The 21,600-nt window shown below is 46.9% G+C and carries 19 protein-coding genes; 3 read left to right on the top strand and 16 right to left on the bottom strand.

What is annotated here, in order from left to right; translation table 11 throughout:
• Window positions 1-107: 107 nt before the first annotated feature.
• Window positions 108-827: a porin family protein gene (locus tag ACU52_RS02390; RefSeq protein ID WP_053397614.1), complete on the bottom strand. Its 720-nt coding sequence runs from the start codon at window positions 825-827 to the stop codon at window positions 108-110.
• Window positions 808-1,023, bottom strand: a complete 216-nt coding sequence (locus ACU52_RS14935) for a hypothetical protein (protein WP_147630742.1) — start codon at window positions 1,021-1,023, stop codon at window positions 808-810. The genes ACU52_RS02390 and ACU52_RS14935 overlap by 20 nt, the downstream gene beginning before the upstream one ends.
• 58 nt (window positions 1,024-1,081) lie before the next feature.
• Between ACU52_RS14935 and ACU52_RS02385 the strand changes: the two genes are divergently transcribed.
• Window positions 1,082-1,732 carry a MarC family protein gene (locus ACU52_RS02385; protein ID WP_053397613.1) on the top strand — a complete coding sequence of 217 codons (651 nt, stop codon included), beginning with the start codon at window positions 1,082-1,084 and terminating at the stop codon, window positions 1,730-1,732.
• Window positions 1,733-2,374: 642 nt separating this feature from the next.
• Entirely contained in the window at window positions 2,375-3,538 is a 1,164-nt protein-coding gene (locus ACU52_RS02380; protein WP_147630741.1) for a hypothetical protein, read from the top strand.
• A gap of 139 nt (window positions 3,539-3,677) precedes the next feature.
• On the opposite strand, the gene ACU52_RS02375 is transcribed toward ACU52_RS02380, so the two are convergent.
• From ACU52_RS02375 to ACU52_RS02350, 6 genes are all read right to left on the bottom strand, one after another.
• Entirely contained in the window at window positions 3,678-4,226 is a 549-nt protein-coding gene (locus ACU52_RS02375) for an RNA methyltransferase (protein ID WP_053397611.1), read from the bottom strand.
• Window positions 4,227-4,352: 126 nt separating this feature from the next.
• Complete coding sequence (locus ACU52_RS02370) at window positions 4,353-4,778, bottom strand: SufE family protein (RefSeq protein ID WP_021855888.1); 426 nt, start codon at window positions 4,776-4,778, stop codon at window positions 4,353-4,355.
• Window positions 4,779-5,049: 271 nt separating this feature from the next.
• Window positions 5,050-6,306, bottom strand: coding sequence for a U32 family peptidase (locus ACU52_RS02365; protein ID WP_053397610.1), 1,257 nt, complete (start codon window positions 6,304-6,306; stop codon window positions 5,050-5,052).
• A 471-nt stretch (window positions 6,307-6,777) separates the two neighbouring features.
• Complete coding sequence (locus tag ACU52_RS02360; protein WP_053397609.1) at window positions 6,778-7,977, bottom strand: PDZ domain-containing protein; 1,200 nt, start codon at window positions 7,975-7,977, stop codon at window positions 6,778-6,780.
• A 96-nt stretch (window positions 7,978-8,073) separates the two neighbouring features.
• Window positions 8,074-9,183, bottom strand: coding sequence for a tetratricopeptide repeat protein (locus tag ACU52_RS02355; protein WP_147630740.1), 1,110 nt, complete (start codon window positions 9,181-9,183; stop codon window positions 8,074-8,076).
• Between the two features lie 395 nt (window positions 9,184-9,578).
• Window positions 9,579-10,262 carry a hypothetical protein gene (locus ACU52_RS02350; RefSeq protein WP_053397607.1) on the bottom strand — a complete coding sequence of 228 codons (684 nt, stop codon included), beginning with the start codon at window positions 10,260-10,262 and terminating at the stop codon, window positions 9,579-9,581.
• 397 nt (window positions 10,263-10,659) lie between these two features.
• Between ACU52_RS02350 and ACU52_RS02345 the strand changes: the two genes are divergently transcribed.
• Window positions 10,660-11,880 (top strand): PDDEXK-like family protein, encoded by a 1,221-nt coding sequence (locus tag ACU52_RS02345; RefSeq protein WP_082335127.1) that lies wholly within the window; start codon window positions 10,660-10,662, stop codon window positions 11,878-11,880.
• 736 nt (window positions 11,881-12,616) lie between these two features.
• Here the strand turns inward: ACU52_RS02345 and ACU52_RS02340 are convergent.
• The 8 genes from ACU52_RS02340 to ACU52_RS02305 form a co-directional block, all read right to left on the bottom strand.
• Window positions 12,617-13,024: a hypothetical protein gene (locus ACU52_RS02340; RefSeq protein ID WP_053397605.1), complete on the bottom strand. Its 408-nt coding sequence runs from the start codon at window positions 13,022-13,024 to the stop codon at window positions 12,617-12,619.
• Window positions 13,017-13,613 (bottom strand): RNA polymerase sigma factor, encoded by a 597-nt coding sequence (locus tag ACU52_RS02335; RefSeq protein WP_021854095.1) that lies wholly within the window; start codon window positions 13,611-13,613, stop codon window positions 13,017-13,019. Before ACU52_RS02335 ends, ACU52_RS02340 begins: the two co-directional genes overlap by 8 nt.
• 17 nt (window positions 13,614-13,630) lie before the next feature.
• Window positions 13,631-14,257, bottom strand: coding sequence for a BACON domain-containing protein (locus tag ACU52_RS02330; protein WP_082335126.1), 627 nt, complete (start codon window positions 14,255-14,257; stop codon window positions 13,631-13,633).
• A gap of 14 nt (window positions 14,258-14,271) precedes the next feature.
• Window positions 14,272-15,690: a serine/threonine-protein kinase gene (locus ACU52_RS02325; protein WP_021854093.1), complete on the bottom strand. Its 1,419-nt coding sequence runs from the start codon at window positions 15,688-15,690 to the stop codon at window positions 14,272-14,274.
• Between the two features lie 48 nt (window positions 15,691-15,738).
• A complete protein-coding gene (locus tag ACU52_RS02320; protein ID WP_053397603.1) occupies window positions 15,739-16,119 on the bottom strand; it encodes a DUF805 domain-containing protein in 381 nt (126 codons plus the stop codon).
• Between the two features lie 129 nt (window positions 16,120-16,248).
• A complete protein-coding gene (locus ACU52_RS02315; protein WP_053397602.1) occupies window positions 16,249-16,659 on the bottom strand; it encodes a hypothetical protein in 411 nt (136 codons plus the stop codon).
• A gap of 12 nt (window positions 16,660-16,671) precedes the next feature.
• Window positions 16,672-17,595, bottom strand: coding sequence for a hypothetical protein (locus ACU52_RS02310; protein WP_053397601.1), 924 nt, complete (start codon window positions 17,593-17,595; stop codon window positions 16,672-16,674).
• 31 nt (window positions 17,596-17,626) lie between these two features.
• Window positions 17,627-21,409 carry a serine/threonine-protein kinase gene (locus ACU52_RS02305; protein WP_053397600.1) on the bottom strand — a complete coding sequence of 1,261 codons (3,783 nt, stop codon included), beginning with the start codon at window positions 21,407-21,409 and terminating at the stop codon, window positions 17,627-17,629.
• Window positions 21,410-21,600 lie beyond the last annotated feature (191 nt).

Raw genomic sequence — 21,600 nt, 5'->3', positions numbered from 1 at the left:
CAGGCAGCCTCAGTTTAAAAATAACATTATAAAATAAATTGTGATATGTTGTCGTCATGCCTTGCGGCATGCGTCCGGGTACACACTTTTAAATGGCATCGGCAGACTTAGAAGTTTACGCCGAAGTTGAGCGACAGGCATCCGTTGTGCGATGTGTCGAACGTGTCGTGACAGATGTTAGACAGACCGATGTCGTATGTTATGTCGAAGTAGAACAGGTCGTAAGCCACGCCGCATCCTACGCGCAGACCTCCGTCAAAGCGCTGGAAAGCATCGTCGGAGAACGAGCTGAAGGCCTTGCGCTCGTCATAGTTCTTCATCTTGCCGCCCACGCCGCATGCCAGGTATCCGCCGAACTGCGGCTGCACGGAGAAGTGGTCGGTGATGCTGTAGATGTATTTCAGCACGATGGGCATCTCTATGTAGTTGAGGTCGTAGGTCATTTTCTTCTTCTCGCCCATGTCGTTTATTATGTCCTTCTTTCCGCCTTTCTCGGTGTAGAAGAGTCCCGGCTCAAGGTAGAGCGGAATGTCGGCCGACAGCGGAATGCCCACCACTGCTCCTACGGTCAGTCCTGTCTGCGAGTCGCTGCCGTCGAGCGTAGGGTCGTCAGAGTTGACCGTTGAGAACGCCGGACCTATGCGGAAACCGTAATACATGTTGCCCGTGCCCAGTCCGCTGTCGTGGCGTCCGTAAGAATATTCCAGTCTTCCGGTGCTCTCGTTGTAGTAGCGGCTGTGGCTGTAGTGCTGTGCCGATGCCGGCAGTGAGAGTCCTACTGCTGCCAGTGCGGCTATGGCAAATCTCTTAATTGTTTTCGTGCTCATAAGTTTCTGAATATTGTTTACTTGGTGCAAAGAAACTAAAAAATGGCGAGATGTCAAAAGGAAAAGGCCTAAATTGCATAGGGAAACCCCTAATATGCGCCCTTGCGGCGCTGTCCTGTGTGCTTTTTGGGCGGCTGTATTTGCCGGCACGTGCAGCCGAAATAACCATTGGGCGGTTATTATTTTTATTTTTCATGACATTTATGGCTTTATTATTAATTTATTTATAAATTTGCAGAAAAATTTAAAAAACCATGGAAACATTACTTCCTTACGCACTGTTGTGCCTCACATCAATCTTCACGCTTGCCAATCCTCTCGGCACGATGCCCGTGTTTCTTACCATGACCCAGGGCATGAGCGAAGAGCAGCGCCAGTCTATCGTAAAGCGCGCCACCATCACGGCGCTGATCATCCTCATCGTGTTCACCTTTGCCGGCCAGTTTATCTTCATGTTCTTCGGCATATCCACCAACGGCTTCCGCATAGCCGGCGGCGTGATAATCTTCAAGATAGGCTACGACATGCTGCAGGCACGCTACACGCACGTGAAACTCAACTCTGACGAGATAAAGACCTATGCCAACGACATATCGATAACGCCGCTGGGCATACCTATGCTCTGCGGTCCGGGCGCCATCGCCAACACCATCGTGCTGATGAGCGACGCCCATACAATAACGATGAAGAGCATACTGATAGGCTCGATAGTGTTTATCTACGTGCTTACATACTTCATCCTGCGCGCCTCCACGCGCCTTGTGAGCGTGCTCGGCGAGACGGGTAACAACGTAATGATGCGCCTTATGGGCCTTCTGCTTATGGTCATCGCCGTTGAATGTTTCGTCGGCGGAATGAAGCCTATACTTATAGATATAATAAGTCAGGGCGCGGCAGGTGCCTGACGTGATATCATATAATGCGGTATGACGCGTTGAATGCGGCAGTCGGGACAAGTGTCCGGGCTGCCGCATTTATTGTCTCAAAAGGCTTTTTAGGCAGCATATAGCTCAGCCTGTTTGGCTTATTCCTGCCTTCGTCGTCAGTCTTTTTGGCGGCTTCTTCTTGGCATATCAGCCACGTCTGCGGAACGTCAAATGAAAATACCGCTCGGTATTAAAGCAAAAATACCGGCCGGATTATAATAACAGATCGGGGTTAAAATACCGGCTGTATTCTGAATATAGGATATTGTGTTTGCGGTTTAATGTATGGCAGGGTGCCGTCGGATGTTTTCTTTGGCATGGTGTGTTATGCCCTCAAAAATGTCATATGGCATGACGCCGGCAAAGAGCATAGGGACGGCTGAGGGCACGCTGGGGCTGAATGGATAGAAACAATGCGACTGCTGACAGATTTTTTGCCTTGAAATTGTCTGCAAATTGTATTGTCATGACGACTAATTTTAACTTTAAGGGCTGATTTTGTAAAAGATTATTACATTTTTACAAAATATCTTTTGTTTTTATAAAATTTTGCTTATATTTGCTTTCGGAATGCTATAGCTTTTAAGAAACAACATGTATAACCTCTAAATCAAACGCATTATGAACAGAAATTTTATCTCCCTTATCATCGCTGTATTGTTTTCTTCGGCATCATTTGCCCAGCAGTATGAATATAAGCTGACCGGAATAACATCTAAGCACACTAATGACTATTACAAATACTTCTACGACGATGCCAACGGCCGTGTAGACAGTGCGGTGCAGTATCGCGAACTGGCAGGCTTTATCTACGACTATACGCTGAAATATGTTTATGACGAAAACGGAAACGAGGTGCTCGAGAAGGGATATCAGAAGTTCTCGGGCGACGACTTCTATACATATTCTACGCAGGTGAGATACACTTACGACGAGAACGGACGCATCTTAAGCCGTGCCAACTATAACCTTAACCGCAAGAAGGGCGAGTTTGAACTTGGCGGTGTCTATGAGTATGTCTACGAAGGCGACAAGCTCGTTAAGCGCAACACCTACGTTGACGAGGCGCTGACGGAGAAATTCGAGGAGGTGATCTATACTTATGACGACAAGGGACGTCTGGACGAGGAGAATGTCTATTCGTCGTTCTTCGGCGATGAGATGACATTCTCGAGCGGCACGAAGTATATTTATGACGACAAGGACCGTATGGTTGAGAAGATAAGCACCATTGGCGACTTCTTCACCGGCGCGAAGATGCCTGCCGGAGGCGAGGTGTGCACGTATGACGAAGCCGGAAACATTGTGGAATGGATGACATACAGCGAAGTGAAGGAGCAGCCGTCGAGCCGTGATGAATACACGCACGACCTGTCGCTCGAGACTGTCAACACGCTTTATCCCGTGGAGAACGAGTGGGACGGAACGGTTTATCTCAACTCGAAGAACGCCATACTCTCAAACATCGTTTATCAGACGGACAGAAACACGGGCGAGATGGCTGTGTATGACGAGCTTGTGATGGAATATGCTCCTGTGGCGTCTACCGGAATCAACGTGATACGTCCGGCTGTGAAGGACATGGTGCAGGCTGTTTATGCCGACGGCAGAGTGCGCCTGACGGGCGTGGCTGAAAACGAGCCGGTAAGGGTGTACAGCCAGACGGGCGTGCTGATGGACATGAAGAAATATAACTCGCAGGAGGGTATAAGCATCAGCAGCATGCCGGCAGGTGCATACATCATCTCTACAAGGCTGGGCTCTGTAAAGGTGTGGAACAGATAGGATTATATTAGCAAGATAGAAAATACAACGTCCGCAGATTCTGCCTGATGCAGATATCTGCGGACGTTGTTTTATTTCGGCCGGCTTCAGGGCCGTATGTGTTCTGTGTTATGCCGCCGCTTATTGCGGTGCCGTGGCATTATTGCTGTTGCTTTGCTGATTTGATGTGCTCCTGCGCGAAGTGCCACACCACGATGCCTGCCGTTACCGACACGTTGAGCGAGTGCTTTGTGCCGAATTGCGGTATCTCAAGGCATCCGTCGCTGGCGTCAACCACCTCCTGGCGCACGCCCTTCACCTCGTTGCCCAGCACGACGGCATAGCGTTGGCCGGCGTCGGGCACAAACTCGTTGAGCATGGTGCTGCCTTCACACTGCTCCACGGCCATCACCTTGCATCCCATGGCGTGCAGCTCGCTTACGGCTTCGGCAGCCGTCTTGAAGTAGCGCCACTCAACGCTGTCCTCAGCTCCGAGCGCCGTCTTGTGTATCTCTACGTGAGGCGGACATGCCGTGATGCCGCAGAGCCACACAGCCTCTACGCGGAATGCGTCGCACGAGCGGAACACCGAGCCTACGTTATACAGGCTCCTCACATCGTCGAGCACCACGATGAGCGGCATCTTCTCAGAACTCTTGAACTCGTCTACCGTCAGACGGTTCATCTCCGTAACCTTTAACTTGCGCATCGATTCAAATTGAGAATTGATAATTGAGAATTGAAAATTATGATTTGACCAAGAAGGCGGAAATTATGAATTGTGAATTAAGAATTATGAATTGTCAATTCAAATGAATTCTTCACTCTTCACTCTTCACTCTTCGTTCTTCACTTTGAACGCCAGCGCATACATTCTGATCTGCTTGACCATGGCCAGCAGACCGTTTGAGCGGGTGGGTGAGAGGTGATCTTTCAGACCGATGCGGTCGATGAAATAGAGGTCTGTGTCGAGAATCTCCTGCGGTGTGTGTCCGCTCAGCACGCGTATCAGCAGGGCGATGATGCCCTTCACGATGAGCGCGTCGCTCTCAGCCGTAAAATAAATCTTGCCGTCCTCATAGTCAGCCTGCAGCCACACGCGGCTCTGACAGCCGTCAATCAGGTTGCTCTCCGTCTTATACTTGTCGTCGAGCGGCTTCTGTTCGTTGCCCAGGTCAATGAGCAACTGATATTTGTCCATCCAGTCGGTGAAGTCAGAAAACTCCTCAATCACCTCGTCCTGTGCTTCATTTATTGTCATAATATCCTTTTTTTTATGTGTTTATTTAATTCGTATGTCAAGGAGAAACCAATAGCTTCCGTTTCTATTCCGTCGTCATAAGCAGCTTTGTCATATTTGCTCTTACGCAACAAGTCATTTGACTTTAACTCCCAAGAAGAAAAGCATTTGTCTTTTTTCGCTATGCTCAAGGAAATTTCTCCTTAACTACCTAACTCCTTGACTCCCAAGAAGAAAAACATTTGCCTTTAACTCCTTTAACTACTCTAACTCCTTTAACTCCTAAGAAAAATCAATACTTCGGCTCCACCTTAACCAGCTTAAACAGCTTGTCGCTCGGTCTAACCTTGTCAGGCACCTTAAACGATACTCGGGTGCCCTTCTGCGCTGTCTCAACGGCATGAGTGTCGTCGTGAATCTCCTCAACGGTTACATACATCACGCCCGTTGTAGGACCCGTTATAAGCATCTTGTCGCCTACTGAGAATTCGCACGCCTCGCACGTAAACTCTGCCACTCCGAGCTTAGAGAAATACTTGACGCCCTTGCCCACGTAAACCTTGCGCTCCGTGGCGTTAGAGCCATAGTTCTTGTTCCATTCGCCAAGGCGCTGTCCCTGGTAGTAGCCGTCCCAGAATCCGCGGTTGAACACCGTTGCCAGGCGCTCGTCCCACTCGTCCTTCTTCTCCTCGGTGAATGTGCCGTCAAGCACGCTCTGTATGGCCTCCTTGTAGCATTTCACCACGGTGTAGACATACTCAGCGCCGCGCGCACGGCCCTCAATCTTGAACACTCTTACGCCGGCTTTCATCATGCGGTCGATGAAGCGCACCGTCTTCAAGTCTTTCGGGCTCATTATATATTTGTTGTCAATCTCCAGCTCCGTGCCAGTCTCCTTGTCCGTCACGATGTACGAGCGGCGGCACAGCTGCATGCACTCTCCGCGGTTTGCCGAGCGCGACGCGTTGTCAAGACTCAGATAGCACTTGCCGCTGATGGCCATGCACAGCGCGCCGTGGCAGAACATCTCTATGCGTATCTTCTTGCCCGACGGTCCGCAGATGTTCATCTGCTCCGCCTGCTCATGTATCTTTGCCACCTGCTCCATGTTCAGCTCGCGCGCCAGCACCACAACGTCGGCAAACTGAGAGTAGAACTTCAGCGCCTCGATGTTGCTTATGTTAAGCTGTGTAGACAGGTGCACCTCCTGGCCCACCTTCTGGCAGTAGGTCATCACGGCCACGTCGCTCGCTATCACGGCCGAGATGCCGGCCTCCTTGGCGGCGTCGATAATCTGGTGCATCAGCTCTATGTCGTCGTCATAGATGATGGTGTTCACCGTCAGATAAGTCTTCACGCCCCTTTCGCCGCACGTAGCTGCAATCTCGCGCAGGTCGTCAATGGTGAACGTGCTTGCCGAGTGAGCCCTCATGTTCAGCTTCTCGATGCCGAAATAAATCGAGTCGGCACCTGCCTGCAGTGCTGCCTGCAAGCTCTCGCGGCTGCCCACGGGCGCCATTATCTCATAGTCGGAAATGTTAGTGTCCATAACTTATTGTGAAATCTTGTTGTCAATACCCATTTGTCAAAGCCTTTCGGCCATTATAAAAAATGCCCGCCGTAAAAAAGGACGACGAGCCAACCTGAATGTTTTCACAACGGAATAATCCTTATTGTGATTTGCTTAAAATTCTGTCTGCAAAGATACTAATAAAATGCTAACGCTCAAACAGTTTTTCATATTTTTATCATATTTGCCCAAGAGCCTGTTTAACCTTTATCGGTCGCAAGCCGGTATATGGTTTGTTTCTGCGGGCAGATTGATGTTTTCATCTGTCTATTTTACATATTGCTGTCTTGCCGTCTGCTATTTAGCAGGCATAACGGTCTATGTCTAGAAAATAGCGGACGGCAAGATATTCAATATAAAACGGCAATAGGGCTATCTTAGCTTCATTCCTATAAAAATAAGAATTTCTCTCCCGATTATAAAAAACTTAATATTTAGTCAGGCATTAAATCAGATTATCTGTTTGTCAACGTGTAATGTATAGCAAACTATCTTGCCGTCGGCTTTTTTGACGGTATATTCAACTTCTCCATTAAGGTTTAGCCCCTTTCGTTGTTCTTCCCATGTTATTTCTTTTACCGGACGGTTGTTTATGGCTATGATTATATCTCCAATTTCAATACCGGCCTTTTCTGCTATTCCGCCTTTGTATAATCCGTTCACTATCCATCCTTCATAAATATCCGTGCGGTCAAAAGTTGCCATATGGGTTACGGATGATTGCATGTACACTCCTTTATTCTTGTTGCGTTTCACCCACACTGAAGAGTTTTCCGGATCTAAGACAATATCGTATAACGACCATATTTCATTTCCAATCAGACCTAAATATGGCTTACCAAATGACAGAGCGCCTTTTTCATTAACAGAATAATCTATTACGATGTCTTTAAGTGTATCTGTCATACAGAATTGTGCGGCTCTTATAATAAACTGGTCAGAACCGCCGCCAATGCCGCCGGCTTGTGTCCTGAAGTATGCTTTCGGTATGTCATCAATATTCAGAGAAGATGCTGCCTCGTTAGTAAGACTGATTGAGGAACCACATCCTAAATCCATTCTGAACCATCCTTCCAAGGTGTTCTTCTCGTCAATCTGAAGTTTGGCCTTTACATCAATACGGTTTTTCTCAAATCGTGCGTCAAGTTTTATATAGTTATCAAGCAAATCATCTTTAAACGGTTTTTTAAGCTGTTTTATGTATCCTTCGCTAAAATTGATTTCCAAAGGAGATGTCAGTAGGTGAGTGTTGCCTAACAAGCCGTCGGTATGTCTGCCGAGAATGTCACGCAGCTTAATTATAGGAGTAATCTTGTTTTGATATTCCATATCACCGCAGTGAATCTTGACGGGCTCGATGAATATCTCTACACTTTGAGGTCCGCTGTTGCCTGCTCCCCCGATTTTGGCCCTGCCTTTTCTGCCGAAAGCATTTTGAAGATTATTTACTTTCAGATAATCTTGGTCTAAGTATAGAAAATCAGCCCCGGTGTCATAAATTAGGGTAACAGGTATGGTGTCATTAAGCGTACACTGAAAATACAGATGCCTGTCAAAGATAAATGGTATTGCCCCTTCAGGAATGGCCGCAATGCCTTTTAATGAGAAGAAAAACAGGAAGAGAGAAACAAAATAAAGATTTCTTTTCATAGGCTTAAATATTTAATTAGTATTGTTTTAATCTAAGATAAGCTGTCTCTATTATGTGCCGACGTGGCGTCTGCCCGTTTTAGGCAGCCGGCATGGTCAGTTTGCAGGCAGGCTTATTATGTTTCCGTTGAAGTTTTCCTTCACTCCCACTGCGGTCTCGGCCTGTTCCACCATCTGGTTAAGCTCCTTGTTGGGCTTCACCAATGCTGCCATGCTCAGGAAAGTTCTGTAGTAGGCCTTCTCCATGTCGTGCTTGCCCACAAGTCCGTATGCCTGCGCCGTGTTGAATATCGTGGCCATGCTGTTGCGGTTAAGTTTTAGCGCCTCACGCCATGCGTATATTGCCGACCAGTATTTGCCCTGCTTGTAGTAGCCTTCGCCCAATGCGCGCTTTACTACAAACAGCACCGTATGGTCGGGCTGCATCAGTTCGATTGATTTTTCCAGATAATCAACGCCCTCGGCCACGCTGTCCATGTCAACACATACGATGCCGAGCCGGTAAAGGCATCCCGCATTTTGCATCTTGCTTTTTTCGGCTGCCTTGGTGAGCCATCTGCGTGCCATAGGGTTTTTGCCCGTCTGCATGTAGGCCATGCCGAGCGAGTAGACCGTATTGTAGGTAGAGTCGCCCAGTTCAAGCAGCCTGTTATATGCATTTATTGCCTTGTCGTAGTCGCGCAGCAGAAAGTTGGCGTCGGCATATTCGCGTATCACGGGCAGACACGCAGAGTCTGTCTGCATATATCTGGCCGTAATGTCATAAGCCTTCTGCGGCGACGATATATTGTCGTCGCTGTTGTATATGCGTGCCATATATGCCGTCACGATGCCGTCCATTGGGCACCTGCTCAGCAACCTGTTACCCCATTCAATTTGTTTTGCCGTGTTGTCCATGTATCTGTAGCAGTCAAACAGCCGGCGCATCGTCTCCGCAGTCAGACTGTCTGTGCCTTTCCTTGCCGTGGTTTCGAGCATTGCCGCGCATTTGCGGTATTCGCCACGCATAAACAGGCAGTGCGCCATTTTTTCCTTTATCGCGTCTGAGCTGTCTGTCTGCAGCGCCTCGCCGTAATATCTCATGGCGTTGAACGTGTCGTTTATCCTCATGCAACTGTCGCCCATCGCTTCTGTTGAGTTATTGTCGGCTCTGGCTGAAGCTGCCGTCAGGACTATTAGCGATAGTATAAGACTGATGATTTTCATGGCAATAAAATTTTTATTTTAGCGATATATTCTTTTCTTTATGCAGAAGGCAAATTTCTGTTCATGTTATGCAAATATAGCGAAAATATAAGAATGTAGTACAGAATACATCATTTTTAACTAAGTTGTTTAGTTGTCCTTGCATTTTCCTTTGTCTTCCGTGTATTTTCCTTTGTGACGACATACGGTTAAGGTTATTATTCAAGTGCTAAACGTGGTGTTGCTTTTCATAGCTTTATGCCCGCATGTTGATATTATTCTTTAGAAAGTTTGGATTATTCGATAAATCAAGAGATTGAAGTAAGATAACATGACTAAAACTTTCATGACTTGTACAATCGCCATTGCAGACATACATTCTTTGTTTAATCAGAATCAGTCTCTTGCATGTTTTCTTAGAAATCCTTACCGTCTATATCTATAATCAGCACACCATCCTCTTCCAACATGTTTTTATTAACACCCAGTTCATCCCAAATTTTATTATATTTCTTTATCCATTCGTCGCATTTTACGGCCTTTTTACCCCATGTGGTGTCATTTTTAAAGTTAAGAAATATAAGTTTAACATCATTATAGTCTGTTTTCTTGTTCTTAGACAGTTCTTTCATCTTTTTCAAAAACGCCAGTCTGTTTGAAATCTGATAGTATTTGTGCAGCCATAATTTATTTTCTTCGTTTGAGTTATAATGTTTTTTAATGCATAACAGACTTTTTCTTTTTATGCTGTAGTTTATGTTCTGATCCTGATTAGAGCCGTCAGGCTCACGGTTTCCGGGGCATATTTCATCCAAGTGCGATTTAGCTTCTATAAGATACAAATTATTATTTTCGTCTTTTGCTATACCATCCCATTGCGGTTGTCTTGTCGGCCAAAAATCTTTGAAATCTTCGCTAGATAATCCAAGTTCGCCACACATCTTTTCTCCGTTCAGTTGAAGTTCTTTAAAATTATCCTCCTTAATCGGGCATATCCATTTGAGCTTAACACCAAGCACCTTATCCAACAAATCTTTATGCTCTTCAACCAATATTTGAATCATGCCTTTACTTCCTTTGGGATAATTGTTCCTATTCATAATTTACGCGATTCTGGGATAAAATAACATATATAAGAATTGGCAGTTTCGCAAGTATTTTGTATCTTTATGATTGAAAATAAGATAGCTACAAATAGTACGAGCGATGATAACCAAATACAAAGTTACTGAATTATTCTGTATTGTCGATGAATCTGAGTATCGAATTTTCAATAAATCTGCATCTAAAACGGAATAGTCTTTATTCTCGTTTGTTCAAAATTTTGTTATCAAAGACATAAAATAAATACTAATACTCAAACTGCTTTTGGAGAAATTTGTTTGAGAAAATATTTCTGAAATAAAAACTTACTCATGATTTCTTATAAATAATTTATGGAATGTGACCCCAATACAATAAAATTTTATACATTTGTTTACGCCAAAATAAATTCACATGAATGATATATTTTCTTTTATCTCGCATACATCTTCAGTAATTGAGGAAAGTTTGAATAATACACTTGATTTCTGTTGCAGAACTTCATTTAAATACAAAAACGAATTATCCTCTTTCCCTTTCTTGGTGGATTTGTTGGGAGATGCCCTGCATACAGAAAATCTTAGAGAAACTGCCCATTGTAGGATTCTTTACGGTCTTCTGCAAAATAAGGATATTCAGAAAGACTTTATAGAATATTTTCTTCCCGATATAGATTGTTCTTTTGAAAGTATTGAGATACCTTATCCTGACAAAAGAAGAATTGATCTGACTATAAAAGGTGATACATTTTTTCTTATAATAGAAAATAAGATTAATGGTGCGTGCGAGCAAAATAAACAAATAGACAGGTATGTGCAGACAGCTCTTAACTATTATTCTGCAAATGAAATTTATGTATTGTATCTTTGTGGCGAATCAAACAAATATCCGTCTGAATATTCCATATCATCGGATACAAAGGACTTGTTGTGTGACAGAATTATTTGTAAAAACTACAAGGACAATATAACTCCATGGGTAGCATCTGTGTATGAGCATGTGGACTTTGATGAACAGCCGTTCCTTAAAAGCGCATTGCTGATGTACAGAACATATTTAGAAAATAAGTATAAAATTAACAGCCAGTATAAAGAAATGAATAATAAATTAGACCAGACCATTATAGAGACTCTTGGATTGGAGTCAATGTCTCTTAAAGAGAAAATTAATGTTGTTGAAGACCAAATAAATAACATCGACAAGATAAGTGAACGCTTGTCATCTTTGTTACAAGAATACAAAAGTCAGAATAATGAGAAGAATATAAGGCAATGGTATGATGAATGTGTAAAGATATTATCCGGACATCCTGTATTGACAATGGCAGATAATATAGAATTTGGATTCGATTTTAAATATCGTAATACACGTTTCCGTTGTTGTGTGTCTTATGATAATAACAAAAAACCATTTTGGGGAATATCTGGATTGACTGAAAATATATATTCGCGTCCAAACGTTTTCAATGATCTTCAAAATTTTGTGCTTCAAAGTAATAAAGGTTTCCATAATAACGAATATAATTCTAAGGAATGGGCTGTATCTGATTACGAAGATGAGAGCGAAATTGTTAATAAATTTATCACCCTAACACGTCTAATTTGTTCTTCAGAACAATGCACTTTAATTGAATAGATTCTCAATTCAAAATTGTTTTTGTAAATAAAAGCTCCATGCAACGTACGGAGAGATGTTTAATATGTGGTAAAAACTTATGACAAAAATATTTTTCAATCTGGAAAATAAAAAGTAAACGTGTGTTAAGGAAATGGCAATAAGAATGTTGTTTCGTTAACATACGTTTGCATATAAACCGAAAAATGTCACTAAAATCAGCCATTTCTGGGCCTGAAACCATAAGTTTGAGCCTCAGAAATGGCACCTTTTCATCCGTAACCGGGCCACTTTTTATGCGTAAGTGGCCCGGTTATGTTTTTTAACACTTCTGCTTTTCTCTCTTATTCACTGCAACTCCCTGTCAGTCAGCGTCTTAACAAAACACTCCGTTTTTTGCCCTTTTCTGCCCCAAACCGCGCTATGGCGAAGAGCATGCGTGTTCTGAGAGCGTCAAATGGTCGGAAAACATGAAGAATGTTTACAAATTAGCTGCGCTATATTCATAAGATTTAATCTGAAAAACTGCTATAGTTTATTTTTTCATAAATTATATAATTGTTTATAACGCGCCTCGGCAAAGCCAAGATGTTTGTTGCTATGCAAAGATAAGAATTTTAAAGCAAATTATTGATTAATATTGTTTGCAATAAAAATATCCGCAGCACCTCAATGGGAGAGGGCTGCGGATAGTAATTCTTAAGATGTCCATGCGGCCGCCGTTGGCGGGGCGCCACGCCGTATGTGTCTGTATGGGCTACATTAAGTCCATGTCCTGATAAGTGTCGCTGCCGAAGTGATCCGTCGCGTTGTCGTCGTCGAAGCCGTCGCTGTCTGTCATGCCGTCGTCAGTCATGTCATGGCTGTCGCTGCTGTCGTCATACGGCTCGATGTCTTCATAGCTGTAAATGTCGTCGTCTTCGTCTGCCGGTGATATGTAGGGCAGGTCGAAGTCGGTGTCGAGCTCCTCGGGTATCTCGTATCCTCCGTCTATAAGACTTTCGTAGTAGTCGTCCACCTGGTCGTTGGCGTCGAGTATTTCGCCCATGGCGGGATCGTCGGCACACATGTCCATGAAAGCCTCTTCCTCGTCGGGCGTCATATTTCCGTCGAGCCATGCCGAAAACATGTTCTCGTCAAGGGTAAAGTTGCCGTAGTCATCCATGTCGCATTTCCTCCGTTCTTAGTGTCTTTAAAAATTGTTCTTTAGCCATCTTGTGCTTGTTGTAGAAGGTGTTCATGTTCATTCCCATCATCATGGCCGTCTCCTCGTTGGTGTGTCCGCATAGATATCGCAGCCTTATCAGCCTGCTGTATCTTCTGTTGGGCATCAGCCTCAGTATGGTTTCGGCGTCGTCGGCCTGAAGAGATGAGATGTCTAACTCTATAGATGCGGGAATGGTGTCGATTCTTACACCCTGGCCGTCAAATTTTTCAGAAATTTGTTCTGTCGGCATTTTTGTCCTGCGCTCATATCTCTTGTAGCAGTAGAAGAGGCACACGGCCTTTAGCCATGTGAAGAGCGTGCTCTGGTATCTGAACCCTTCGAGCTTGCATTGTCCGCCGGCTTTGTCGGGAGTCATTATGTGGACGTATATTTCGCTTATAAACTCCATGCACGACGAGCAGTCTGTGTGGTAGTTGTCGTACACAGACTTGAAGAGCGGATAGCATTTACGGTAAAAGAAGTCCCTTGTGACCCGGGCGTCGCGCTGCAGCAGTGCCCGGACCACTTCACGGTCAGTGATATTCATGTCAGCTTATGTTGTTCTTACTTCTTGCCGCCGATGAGAGACTTCAGCGAGAACGGCTTTTTCTGATAGATCATCAGTTCGGCCTTCTCATCGTAGCATTTTACGGTGAGCACGCCCGAGCGTTCTCCGTCTGTCTTGTTGGGGTCGGCGGTAAGCGTCAGCTTGTTGCCGTTTTTGGTGACGTCGACCCATTCCGGGAAGGTGTAGGTCCAGTCGTCGTAGTTGCAGTTTACCGTCACCTCGTGGTTGTCGCTCTTCTTGCCTGACGACTTAAATTCTACCGACGACACCGACAGGCTGAGCCTTACGGGGTCTTTGGCCACCTCGGGCGGAACGGCAGAGTCGGCTTTCTCGAGCACGACGGTCTCTTTTTTCGTCACGGTCCTTGTCTTTCGCGTTATCAGCTTGATGTTGCTCCTGCATATTGCAATCTGGTTGTCGCACATAGCCTTCTTGGTGCTTGAGTCGTAGGCCTTCTTGGCTGCGCTGAACTTTGCAATGGCCTGTTTCTGCGAGCTTACGGTCTGCTTCAGCTGCAGCTTCTGTCCCTGTGCAAACAGGCGGTCGCCGGCGGTCTGTGCGTTGGCCTGAAGAGACAACACGGCAATGACAACGGTTAAAAGAAGTTTGGCAATAGTACTCATAGTTCAAAAAAAGATTATGGATTATAACTTAATGCGTCTGTAATGTTCTTAACTCTGGTGTGGAATTCTTTGGCTATATCCTGCATGTCGCTGGCCTCAAAGTCTTTAGCCTTGGCTTCCAGTTCGGCCTTTGCCTTCAGCAGGGCATCCTTGGCCTTGTCGCGGTTGAGGCTTATGTTCTTGGTGTCAGGCTTGTTCTCTGTTATCTTTTTGGCAATGGCCAGTGCCTCCATGTATTTCTTGTAGGCGTCGATATAGTGGCGCTCGTATCCCTCGTCGTGCCTGTCGCCCGTGGCGAGGCTCTTGTCGGCCGTGAGAGTGAGGGTTTCGGTCTTGGTGCGCAGCGAGTCGTTGGTGGCTTTTATCTCGAGAGCTATCTGCTCCTGCTCCACCTTCTTGTTGTGATATGACACGCCTCCTATGGCTATTATGGCAACCGCTATGGCAGCGCAGGCGGCAGCTATGGTTATTCTTGTCGACTTCTTGAGCTGTCGCTTCTTGCCGTCGAGGTTTTCTATCGCCACGCGCATCTGTGCCGCTGTCTGATAGCGCACGTTCTGGTCTTTGTCGGTGGCGCATTCTATTATCTTGCGCATGCCGCGGTCTTTGATCTGTGCGAGTGGAATTTTCTTGTGCAGCTGTTTCTCGAGCACTACGTGCGACTGTCCTTCAAACGGCACATGACCCACGATGCACTGATAGAGCAGTATGCCCATGGCGTATATGTCGGTGGTCTGGTTCTGGTGTTTCAGGTCGCCTATGGCAAGCTCTGGCGCGGCATATTCAGCCTTGCCCATGAAGGTTCCGGCAGTTGTCAGTCCGCGGTCGTTGGTGGTGAGCTTGTTCACCTGCTTCGCTATACCGAAGTCGATCAGCTTGATGTGTCCGTCCTCGGTCAGCATGATGTTCGACGGGTCAATGTCGCGGTGTACGTATCCTGCGTCGTGCAGCGCTATGAGTCCTGAAAGCACGTTGAGCATTATGGTCTTTGCAAAGTGTACGGAGTCGGCCTGAAACTCTTTTAGCAGCTTCTTGGCAAACGGATTCTCGTGGCCGTCGGCGTCGGTGCACTTGCCCTCAAAGATGCTCGACAGCGGAATGCCGTTAAGCAGCTCGCTGACAACGTGGTAGTGCTTGCGTGTCATCGTGCCGTGCTTAGTCTCGGTTTCGATGAATCCGAGCATCTCTATCAGGTTGTCGTTGCGCAGGCGTATTGATGCCTCGCGCCGTGCCCTCTCGATGGCGTGTGGCGGCAGGTCTTCATAAAGAAACTTTATGGCGACGGGGCGCGATATGTTGGTCGCGATGTCTATGCAGACGCCCTTCATCACCTTGCCCATGCCTCCTTCGCCTATTGGCGGATTGGCGGTGTCAACCTCAAAACATATGTTTTTTCTTTTCTCTTCTTCTCCCTGTAGTCTTATTTTTGCCATTTTTTTATTGTTGTTTTTTCAGTTCTTTGCTTGTAAAGGTGTTGTGTGTTAATAAACAGGCAGGCCGTACTTGTTCTCCTCGTCACTGTCGGTGGCAAGAAGTATTATCAGCCATATTGTGCCTATGAGCGGTATCAGCGATATGAAATACCACCATCCGCTGTGGTTAGTGTCGTGCAGGCGCCTGACAAGCACCGATAAGTATGGCACGGTGAGCAGCAGGATGCATAATACTGAACAGATAGATAATGATATCGTGCAGCCGTCGTAGCCTCCCAGCAGATAGCCTATGACGGAGAATATGGTGAGCGAAACGATCTGCACAATAAATGTGAAAAGCCAGAACCACCAGAATTCTGACCTCGATGCGCGCCCGCTGAAGGTGGCATATTTGTTTATGCATGATCTGACTGAATCTGTGAATGTCATGACAATATGTATTATAATAAAAAAGTGCCGGAACCGCTTTGACCGCTACCTGAGGCGCAGCATGCAACGCGTCGCTGCTGCAGCCTGGTGTCCGGGCAAATCCGGTTCTGACACAACGTTGATGAAATGTTATTGATTCTGCTGTGTGCTAAGTTCAGAAGGAGTGAACACTACGGTCATCTCGTTGCCTTCCATCTCGTAGACATACTGAAGTCCGATAGAATTGCGCGACAGTATCTTTACAAGTTTCTGCATTCCCGGCTCTGTCAGCTTCTTTGACAGCGTGCTCTTCACCGAGTCTGCCGCAACGTTGCTGAAGCGGTCGTCGCTTATCTTTATCCTGTATGTGAAGAGGCTGTCGCCCTGCTTGTATTCACATTTTGTCAGCACTGTTCCGTTAGCAAGGTCTTTGCCCGGCTGTGAGTTTATCTCTTCAACAAAGTTCTGCAGCAGTTCAATGTCTTTGTTCTTTTGCTTGCAGCTTACGCACAAAGCCGCCGTCAGCACGGCTATGGCGGCAAATATGATTAGCTTTTTCATGTTGTGTGTGTTTTACAGGATATTAAACGTGGTGGTGTAAATTACGTCGCCCGACTCGATGACTTCCACCTTGTATTCGCCGGCCTTCCAGAATCCTTCTTTAGGCGAGCCGAACTGTCCTAACTCTATCATCTGGTTCTTCTTCGACTTCTCGAGTGTTATGTTCATCTCCGAGGTTACTTTCTTTCCTGGCATGCAGATGGTCTTTCCGTTAGGTCTTGTAACCCTCAGCTGCAGGTCGAAGTCCTGTGCCTTCTCTCTCCATGGCGCAAACTCTATGCGTGCCTGTATGTATCTTGCGTTGAAGCTGCGCAGAGGCTGGTCGTAGGCCGTCTTCTCCACGCCGTCGGCATCGAGCAGGCGGAAGGACATGTTGACAATCTTGTCGGTGAGCACGCTTGGCGGAAGGTCTTTGCGTGCCTCCTCCTCCAGTCTGTTCATTGATTCGCGCTCAGCCTTTAGAGCCGTCTGGTATTCGTTCTTAAAGTCGGTGTCTACATCCTCAAATCTTGAGAAATAGCTTGAAAACACTGCCGTGAAGTCTTCGGTCTTTGCGGCATATACCTGTATGGCTATCTCAACCTTCTTGTCTTCAACGGTAAGCTTCACGGTCTTGTGCTTGCGGTTTACCTCGTTGGCAGCTATTATGCTGGGTATGCGCTTATACGACATCTCGTCAGCGCCCACCTTGAATGCCTTTCTGTGGAAGGTGTAGAGTATGGGCGAGTTCTCGTCGAACGTTATCCAGTAGAGCACTCCCTCGCGGCGGAAGCATACACTGTTGTCAGACGTGTCGACAGAAGGTTCGTATTTCTTCTTCTGCAAATAGTTGTAAAGTTTTAGCTGTGCGTCTTTCTGAGCCGGAGTCAGATCGCCTGCCGATGCTGATGCCGTAAACGCTAAAAGCAGGCAGATAATGATTTTTAAAGTTTTCATCGTCTTATAGGTGTTATTGTTCTTATTCTTTTTATATTATGGCTGTCCTTTCGTGGTTCATGTCGTACACTATCATGCGTATGTCAACATACGACGGCGTCGACGTCGACTTTCTAAGTGTTGACACAAACTGCCGCAGGACGTTGAGCATTTCGCTTGTTATCTGTTCTGATGAAAAGTTCTCGATGTATACGGCCAGGGTAACGGCGTCGTTGCCTACGGTTACGCTTTCTATTGTCAGTCCGTCGGCTATCCTTGTGGGGCACTCTCTTGCCGCTTGCCGCCATGCTGCCTGCCAGCCGTAGCCTCCGGTCATGTTCTGCCGTTGCTCCACCTGCAGGCTCCATTTGCCGTCTGTGTTTGTGGCTGTGCCCAGCTTGCGGTTGTTCTTGTCGTAGAAGACGCATTTATACTGTGTGCCTGCCCTGTAAGAGTAAACCAGGCGGTGCCATCCCTGACTGTTGTCCACGGGGCGGCCTCCGGCTCCGTAGCATGCCGTTTCCGTAAGCTGGTTCTGCTTGTTGTACTTATATTTTACGGTGCTGTATCCGCTTGCCGTGTTTGCCGGCTTGCCGTCGGCGCCGTAATAAGATTCGCTGCTTAGCATGCGCATCCCGTTGTATGTGTATGTATACTTGTGTATCTTCTCGCTCTTGTCGGCAACGGCTTTACCGTTGATGTCAAAGTATGCCTTCGAGGTTATGTCGCCGGCTTCGTTGTATGTGAATCTGCACTCGCTCCATCCCTGTCTGCCGTTTATGCTCTTTCCGTATCCGTCATAGCACATTATCTTGGTCATGTTGCCCCGCTTGTCGTAGACGGTGCGGCCTTCAGCCGCGATATTGTTGGCTACAACTGGCTTGCCGTCAATGCCGAATGAAATCTGATGGCTCACCTTGTTGGCAATTCTGTCGTACTGGTTGTAGTATTTGTGCACCTTTTCGTTGTCGCATCCTCGTGTGCCGTTCTGCGTGAAGAACACTTCCGAGGTCTTGTTTCCGCGCTCGTCGTATTCGCGCTTTATGACAGCAAGGTTCTGTCCGCTGATGTTTTTCAGCCTGCCGTCGGTTCCGTAGTATTCCTGTTGCACGCACATGTTGTTCGAGTTGTATTTCATCACCTCTTTGTGATATCCCCCGTCACACAGTGCCGGCCTGTTTCCGCTGCTGAAGTAGGAGCGTTCGGTTACGTTGTCGCGTCCGTCATATTTGTATCTGATCTCATATTTTCCTGCGGCAAGCTTTCCGTTTGTGCCCATGGAGCGTTCGGCCGTTACGTTGCCTTTCTGGTCGAACTCCCACTCATAGTATGCCACACCCGACACCGACATCAGTTTTCCGTCGGTGTTCTTGTGCCTTTCTGATATGCAGTTGCCCTGGCTGTCGTACTCGTATTCCACGCGTGAGCAGAAATTGTTGAGCACGCACGGGCGGCCTTCGGTGTCGAGGAAGTAGCGCGCTGTCTCGTTCCCGTTGTCGTCATATTCATAGCACACCGTTGACGCTCCCTGTGATGTCATGGCCGGCTTGTCCTTGTCGTCGAAGTAAGAGAACTTCGTGCAGTTTCCGCGGGCGTCATATTCTTTGGTGAAGTAGCAGAAGTGCATGTCTGATAGCATTATGCGCTCCTTGGCCGCGCCCATGTAGGTGAGTCTTGCCAGGCGTCCCTGCTTGTCGTATCTTGCCTCCAGACCGGCGTATCCCAGTTTGGCAGGTGCGTATATCTTTCCTTTTTTGTCGAAGTAATATTCTGTGAGCATGTTGCCAAGCGAGTCGTATGTGCTTTTCTTGTGGGCAAAGTAAGCCGTCTCTACGAGTTCGCCCGACGCGTCGAGCAGCTTGTGGTCGATAATGTTCCCCTTGTCGTCGTTGACAAATTTCTGTTTCGAATATGTGGCTTCGTCATCCGTGTCGTTGAAGTATGCCGCATTTCCTTTGGCATCGACATACGAAATGCCCGACAGGTATCCGTTGTCATCATACTCGTTGACATATCCGCTGACGCCTTTAACGTATGTCAGCCTGCCGTCTACTCCGAGATACTGTCTCTTCTTGCATGTGCCGTCGTCGTTGTATTCGTAGAGAATGCCCGCAAAGGCGTCGTCCTTGCGTATCATCGGCTGGCCGTTTATGTCGGTGTATTTCTCTGATGTGCGGTTGCCCCATTTGTCGTAGGTCAGCAGCACCACCGGGCAGTTGTTGCCGTCGCTGCTCGGCTTTCCGTCCACCGTGAGGTAAACAATCTTAGACAGGTTGCCGTCATCGTCGTAGGTGAATTTCTTCACGCCTAGGCCGAATTGTGTGGCCTTGGGCTTGCCGTCTTTTCCAAGATAGTGTTCCTCTATTACGCGTCCTTTGTCATCAAGGACATATCTGCGGCCGAAGATGCCTTGTCCGTCGGGCACCCTGACATTGCCGAATCCGGCATATTCAACCTTCACGAGATGTCCTTCGTCATCATATTCGAGAATGTACTTTGATATCTTCCCCTTTCCGTCGAGAGAAACATCGAATGCGCTTTGAAAGAGCTTCACCTGTGCGTTGAGCGTCATCTCGGTGCCGAGTTCGTCGTCCAGCTTGAAGGTGCAGGTCTTCATGTTGCTGTCGTAGTCTTTTACGTACAGCACCTTGCCGCTGCGGTCCATGAATTTCTCAGAGTCAACCTTTCCGCTTCCTTCGGTGTAAAGCAGCGTCATGTCAACTATGCGGTCTTTGTCTTCAGAGTCGTGATGGTCAACCAGCTTGCCCTTGCTGTTCACGTACGACACGCGGCGGAGCTTGTGTCTTGAATATTCAAAGCGGTACGACGCCTCGCGGTGAGACATTTCGCTGCTGCTCAGCCGGCCCACTCCTTCGGGTATGCCGTAGACTTCAACATAATCGCGATAGTATTTTACCTTTGTGCGGTAGTAGTCCCATGTGAAGAAGCCCACGAGCATCAGTATCACCGCGACGGCTGCTCCTCCGTAGATCAGCGGGCGCGGTATAGGGTCGGGGGCGATGGCTTTTTTCACGGCGGCCTTCATCTCCATGCACGACTGATAGCGTGCTTCGGGAATCTTTTGTGTGGCTTTGTCTACAACCTCCTGTATCTTGTTTGATATATAAGGATAATATTCTGCCATGCGCGGCATGTCTTCTCTCACCACCTTCTGCCTTATTTCCTGCGCCGTAAGCATGGTTGAGTCATACGGTGCGCGGCCTGTCAGCATGTGGTAAATCAGCACTCCGATTGAATATATGTCCGAACGGGTGTCTACGTTCCTGCCGTAAATCTGCTCGGGGCTCATGTATGTCGGTGTGCCCATTATGTATCTGCTGTCAGCCATGTTAGCCTCAGACACAATCTGCGCTATACCGAAGTCCATTATCTTAATATGCCCGTCTTCCTGTATGATTATGTTCGAGGGCTTGATGTCGCGGTGAACAATGCCTTTTGAGTGGGCATATTCAAACGCATCAAGTATCTCACATATCATGGGATAGGCTTTCTTTTCGACAATCAGGCCGTTTTTCTTGTTGATGAAGTCTTCGAGCGTTATTCCTTTGACATATTCCATTATAAGGAATACGCCTTCAGGCGTTTCAACATAGTTGAGGAACTTCACAATGCCCTGGTGGTCGAGCGAGCAGAGCAGTTCGGCCTCTTGCTTGAATCGTGCGCGGAGCGCGGGGTTACGGGCAATTTCAGGCTTCAAGGCCTTTATTGCCACCTGTTGGTCAATGTTCGTGTTTACTGCAAGGTAAACACTGCCCATGCCGCCTGAGCCCAGGTGGCGCACAATTCTATAATTAAGTATGTCTGTCGGTATCATGTTGCTTCAATGAATGATTTTCAAGGTAGACGTCAGGTTTTTTTATGCCATTGCGCCGGAACTTACGGTCTGTCGCATTTCTGCGGCTTTTTCTTACGGTTTTCTCTTGATTCCGGCAGGTTTCCAAAAGGTGTCCTTTTATGTTGTGAAAGGTTATCTTTCAGAAGACGAAAGCCCATGTTCCGCAGGCT

It is taken from the genome of Xylanibacter rarus, assembly GCF_001275135.1.
Taxonomy (GTDB): Bacteria; Bacteroidota; Bacteroidia; order Bacteroidales; family Bacteroidaceae; genus Prevotella; species Prevotella rara.
Note: the sequence above shows the minus strand (reverse complement) of the source record. Positions and strands in the feature narration are given on the sequence as shown.

Coding starts and splice junctions, on each gene's coding strand:
- ACU52_RS02365 (WP_053397610.1), bottom strand. CDS start 6,306: ATGGACACTAACATTTCCGACTATGAGATAATGGCGCCCGTGGGCAGC.
- ACU52_RS02370 (WP_021855888.1), bottom strand. CDS start 4,778: ATGACAATAAATGAAGCACAGGACGAGGTGATTGAGGAGTTTTCTGAC.
- ACU52_RS02305 (WP_053397600.1), bottom strand. CDS start 21,409: ATGATACCGACAGACATACTTAATTATAGAATTGTGCGCCACCTGGGC.
- ACU52_RS02390 (WP_053397614.1), bottom strand. CDS start 827: ATGAGCACGAAAACAATTAAGAGATTTGCCATAGCCGCACTGGCAGCA.
- ACU52_RS02360 (WP_053397609.1), bottom strand. CDS start 7,977: ATGAAAAGAAATCTTTATTTTGTTTCTCTCTTCCTGTTTTTCTTCTCA.
- ACU52_RS02320 (WP_053397603.1), bottom strand. CDS start 16,119: ATGACATTCACAGATTCAGTCAGATCATGCATAAACAAATATGCCACC.
- ACU52_RS02340 (WP_053397605.1), bottom strand. CDS start 13,024: ATGGATGACTACGGCAACTTTACCCTTGACGAGAACATGTTTTCGGCA.
- ACU52_RS14935 (WP_147630742.1), bottom strand. CDS start 1,023: ATGAAAAATAAAAATAATAACCGCCCAATGGTTATTTCGGCTGCACGT.
- ACU52_RS02315 (WP_053397602.1), bottom strand. CDS start 16,659: ATGAAAAAGCTAATCATATTTGCCGCCATAGCCGTGCTGACGGCGGCT.
- ACU52_RS02345 (WP_082335127.1), top strand. CDS start 10,660: ATGAATGATATATTTTCTTTTATCTCGCATACATCTTCAGTAATTGAG.
- ACU52_RS02380 (WP_147630741.1), top strand. CDS start 2,375: ATGAACAGAAATTTTATCTCCCTTATCATCGCTGTATTGTTTTCTTCG.
- ACU52_RS02355 (WP_147630740.1), bottom strand. CDS start 9,183: ATGAAAATCATCAGTCTTATACTATCGCTAATAGTCCTGACGGCAGCT.
- ACU52_RS02335 (WP_021854095.1), bottom strand. CDS start 13,613: ATGAATATCACTGACCGTGAAGTGGTCCGGGCACTGCTGCAGCGCGAC.
- ACU52_RS02330 (WP_082335126.1), bottom strand. CDS start 14,257: ATGAGTACTATTGCCAAACTTCTTTTAACCGTTGTCATTGCCGTGTTG.
- ACU52_RS02325 (WP_021854093.1), bottom strand. CDS start 15,690: ATGGCAAAAATAAGACTACAGGGAGAAGAAGAGAAAAGAAAAAACATA.
- ACU52_RS02350 (WP_053397607.1), bottom strand. CDS start 10,262: ATGAATAGGAACAATTATCCCAAAGGAAGTAAAGGCATGATTCAAATA.
- ACU52_RS02375 (WP_053397611.1), bottom strand. CDS start 4,226: ATGCGCAAGTTAAAGGTTACGGAGATGAACCGTCTGACGGTAGACGAG.
- ACU52_RS02310 (WP_053397601.1), bottom strand. CDS start 17,595: ATGAAAACTTTAAAAATCATTATCTGCCTGCTTTTAGCGTTTACGGCA.
- ACU52_RS02385 (WP_053397613.1), top strand. CDS start 1,082: ATGGAAACATTACTTCCTTACGCACTGTTGTGCCTCACATCAATCTTC.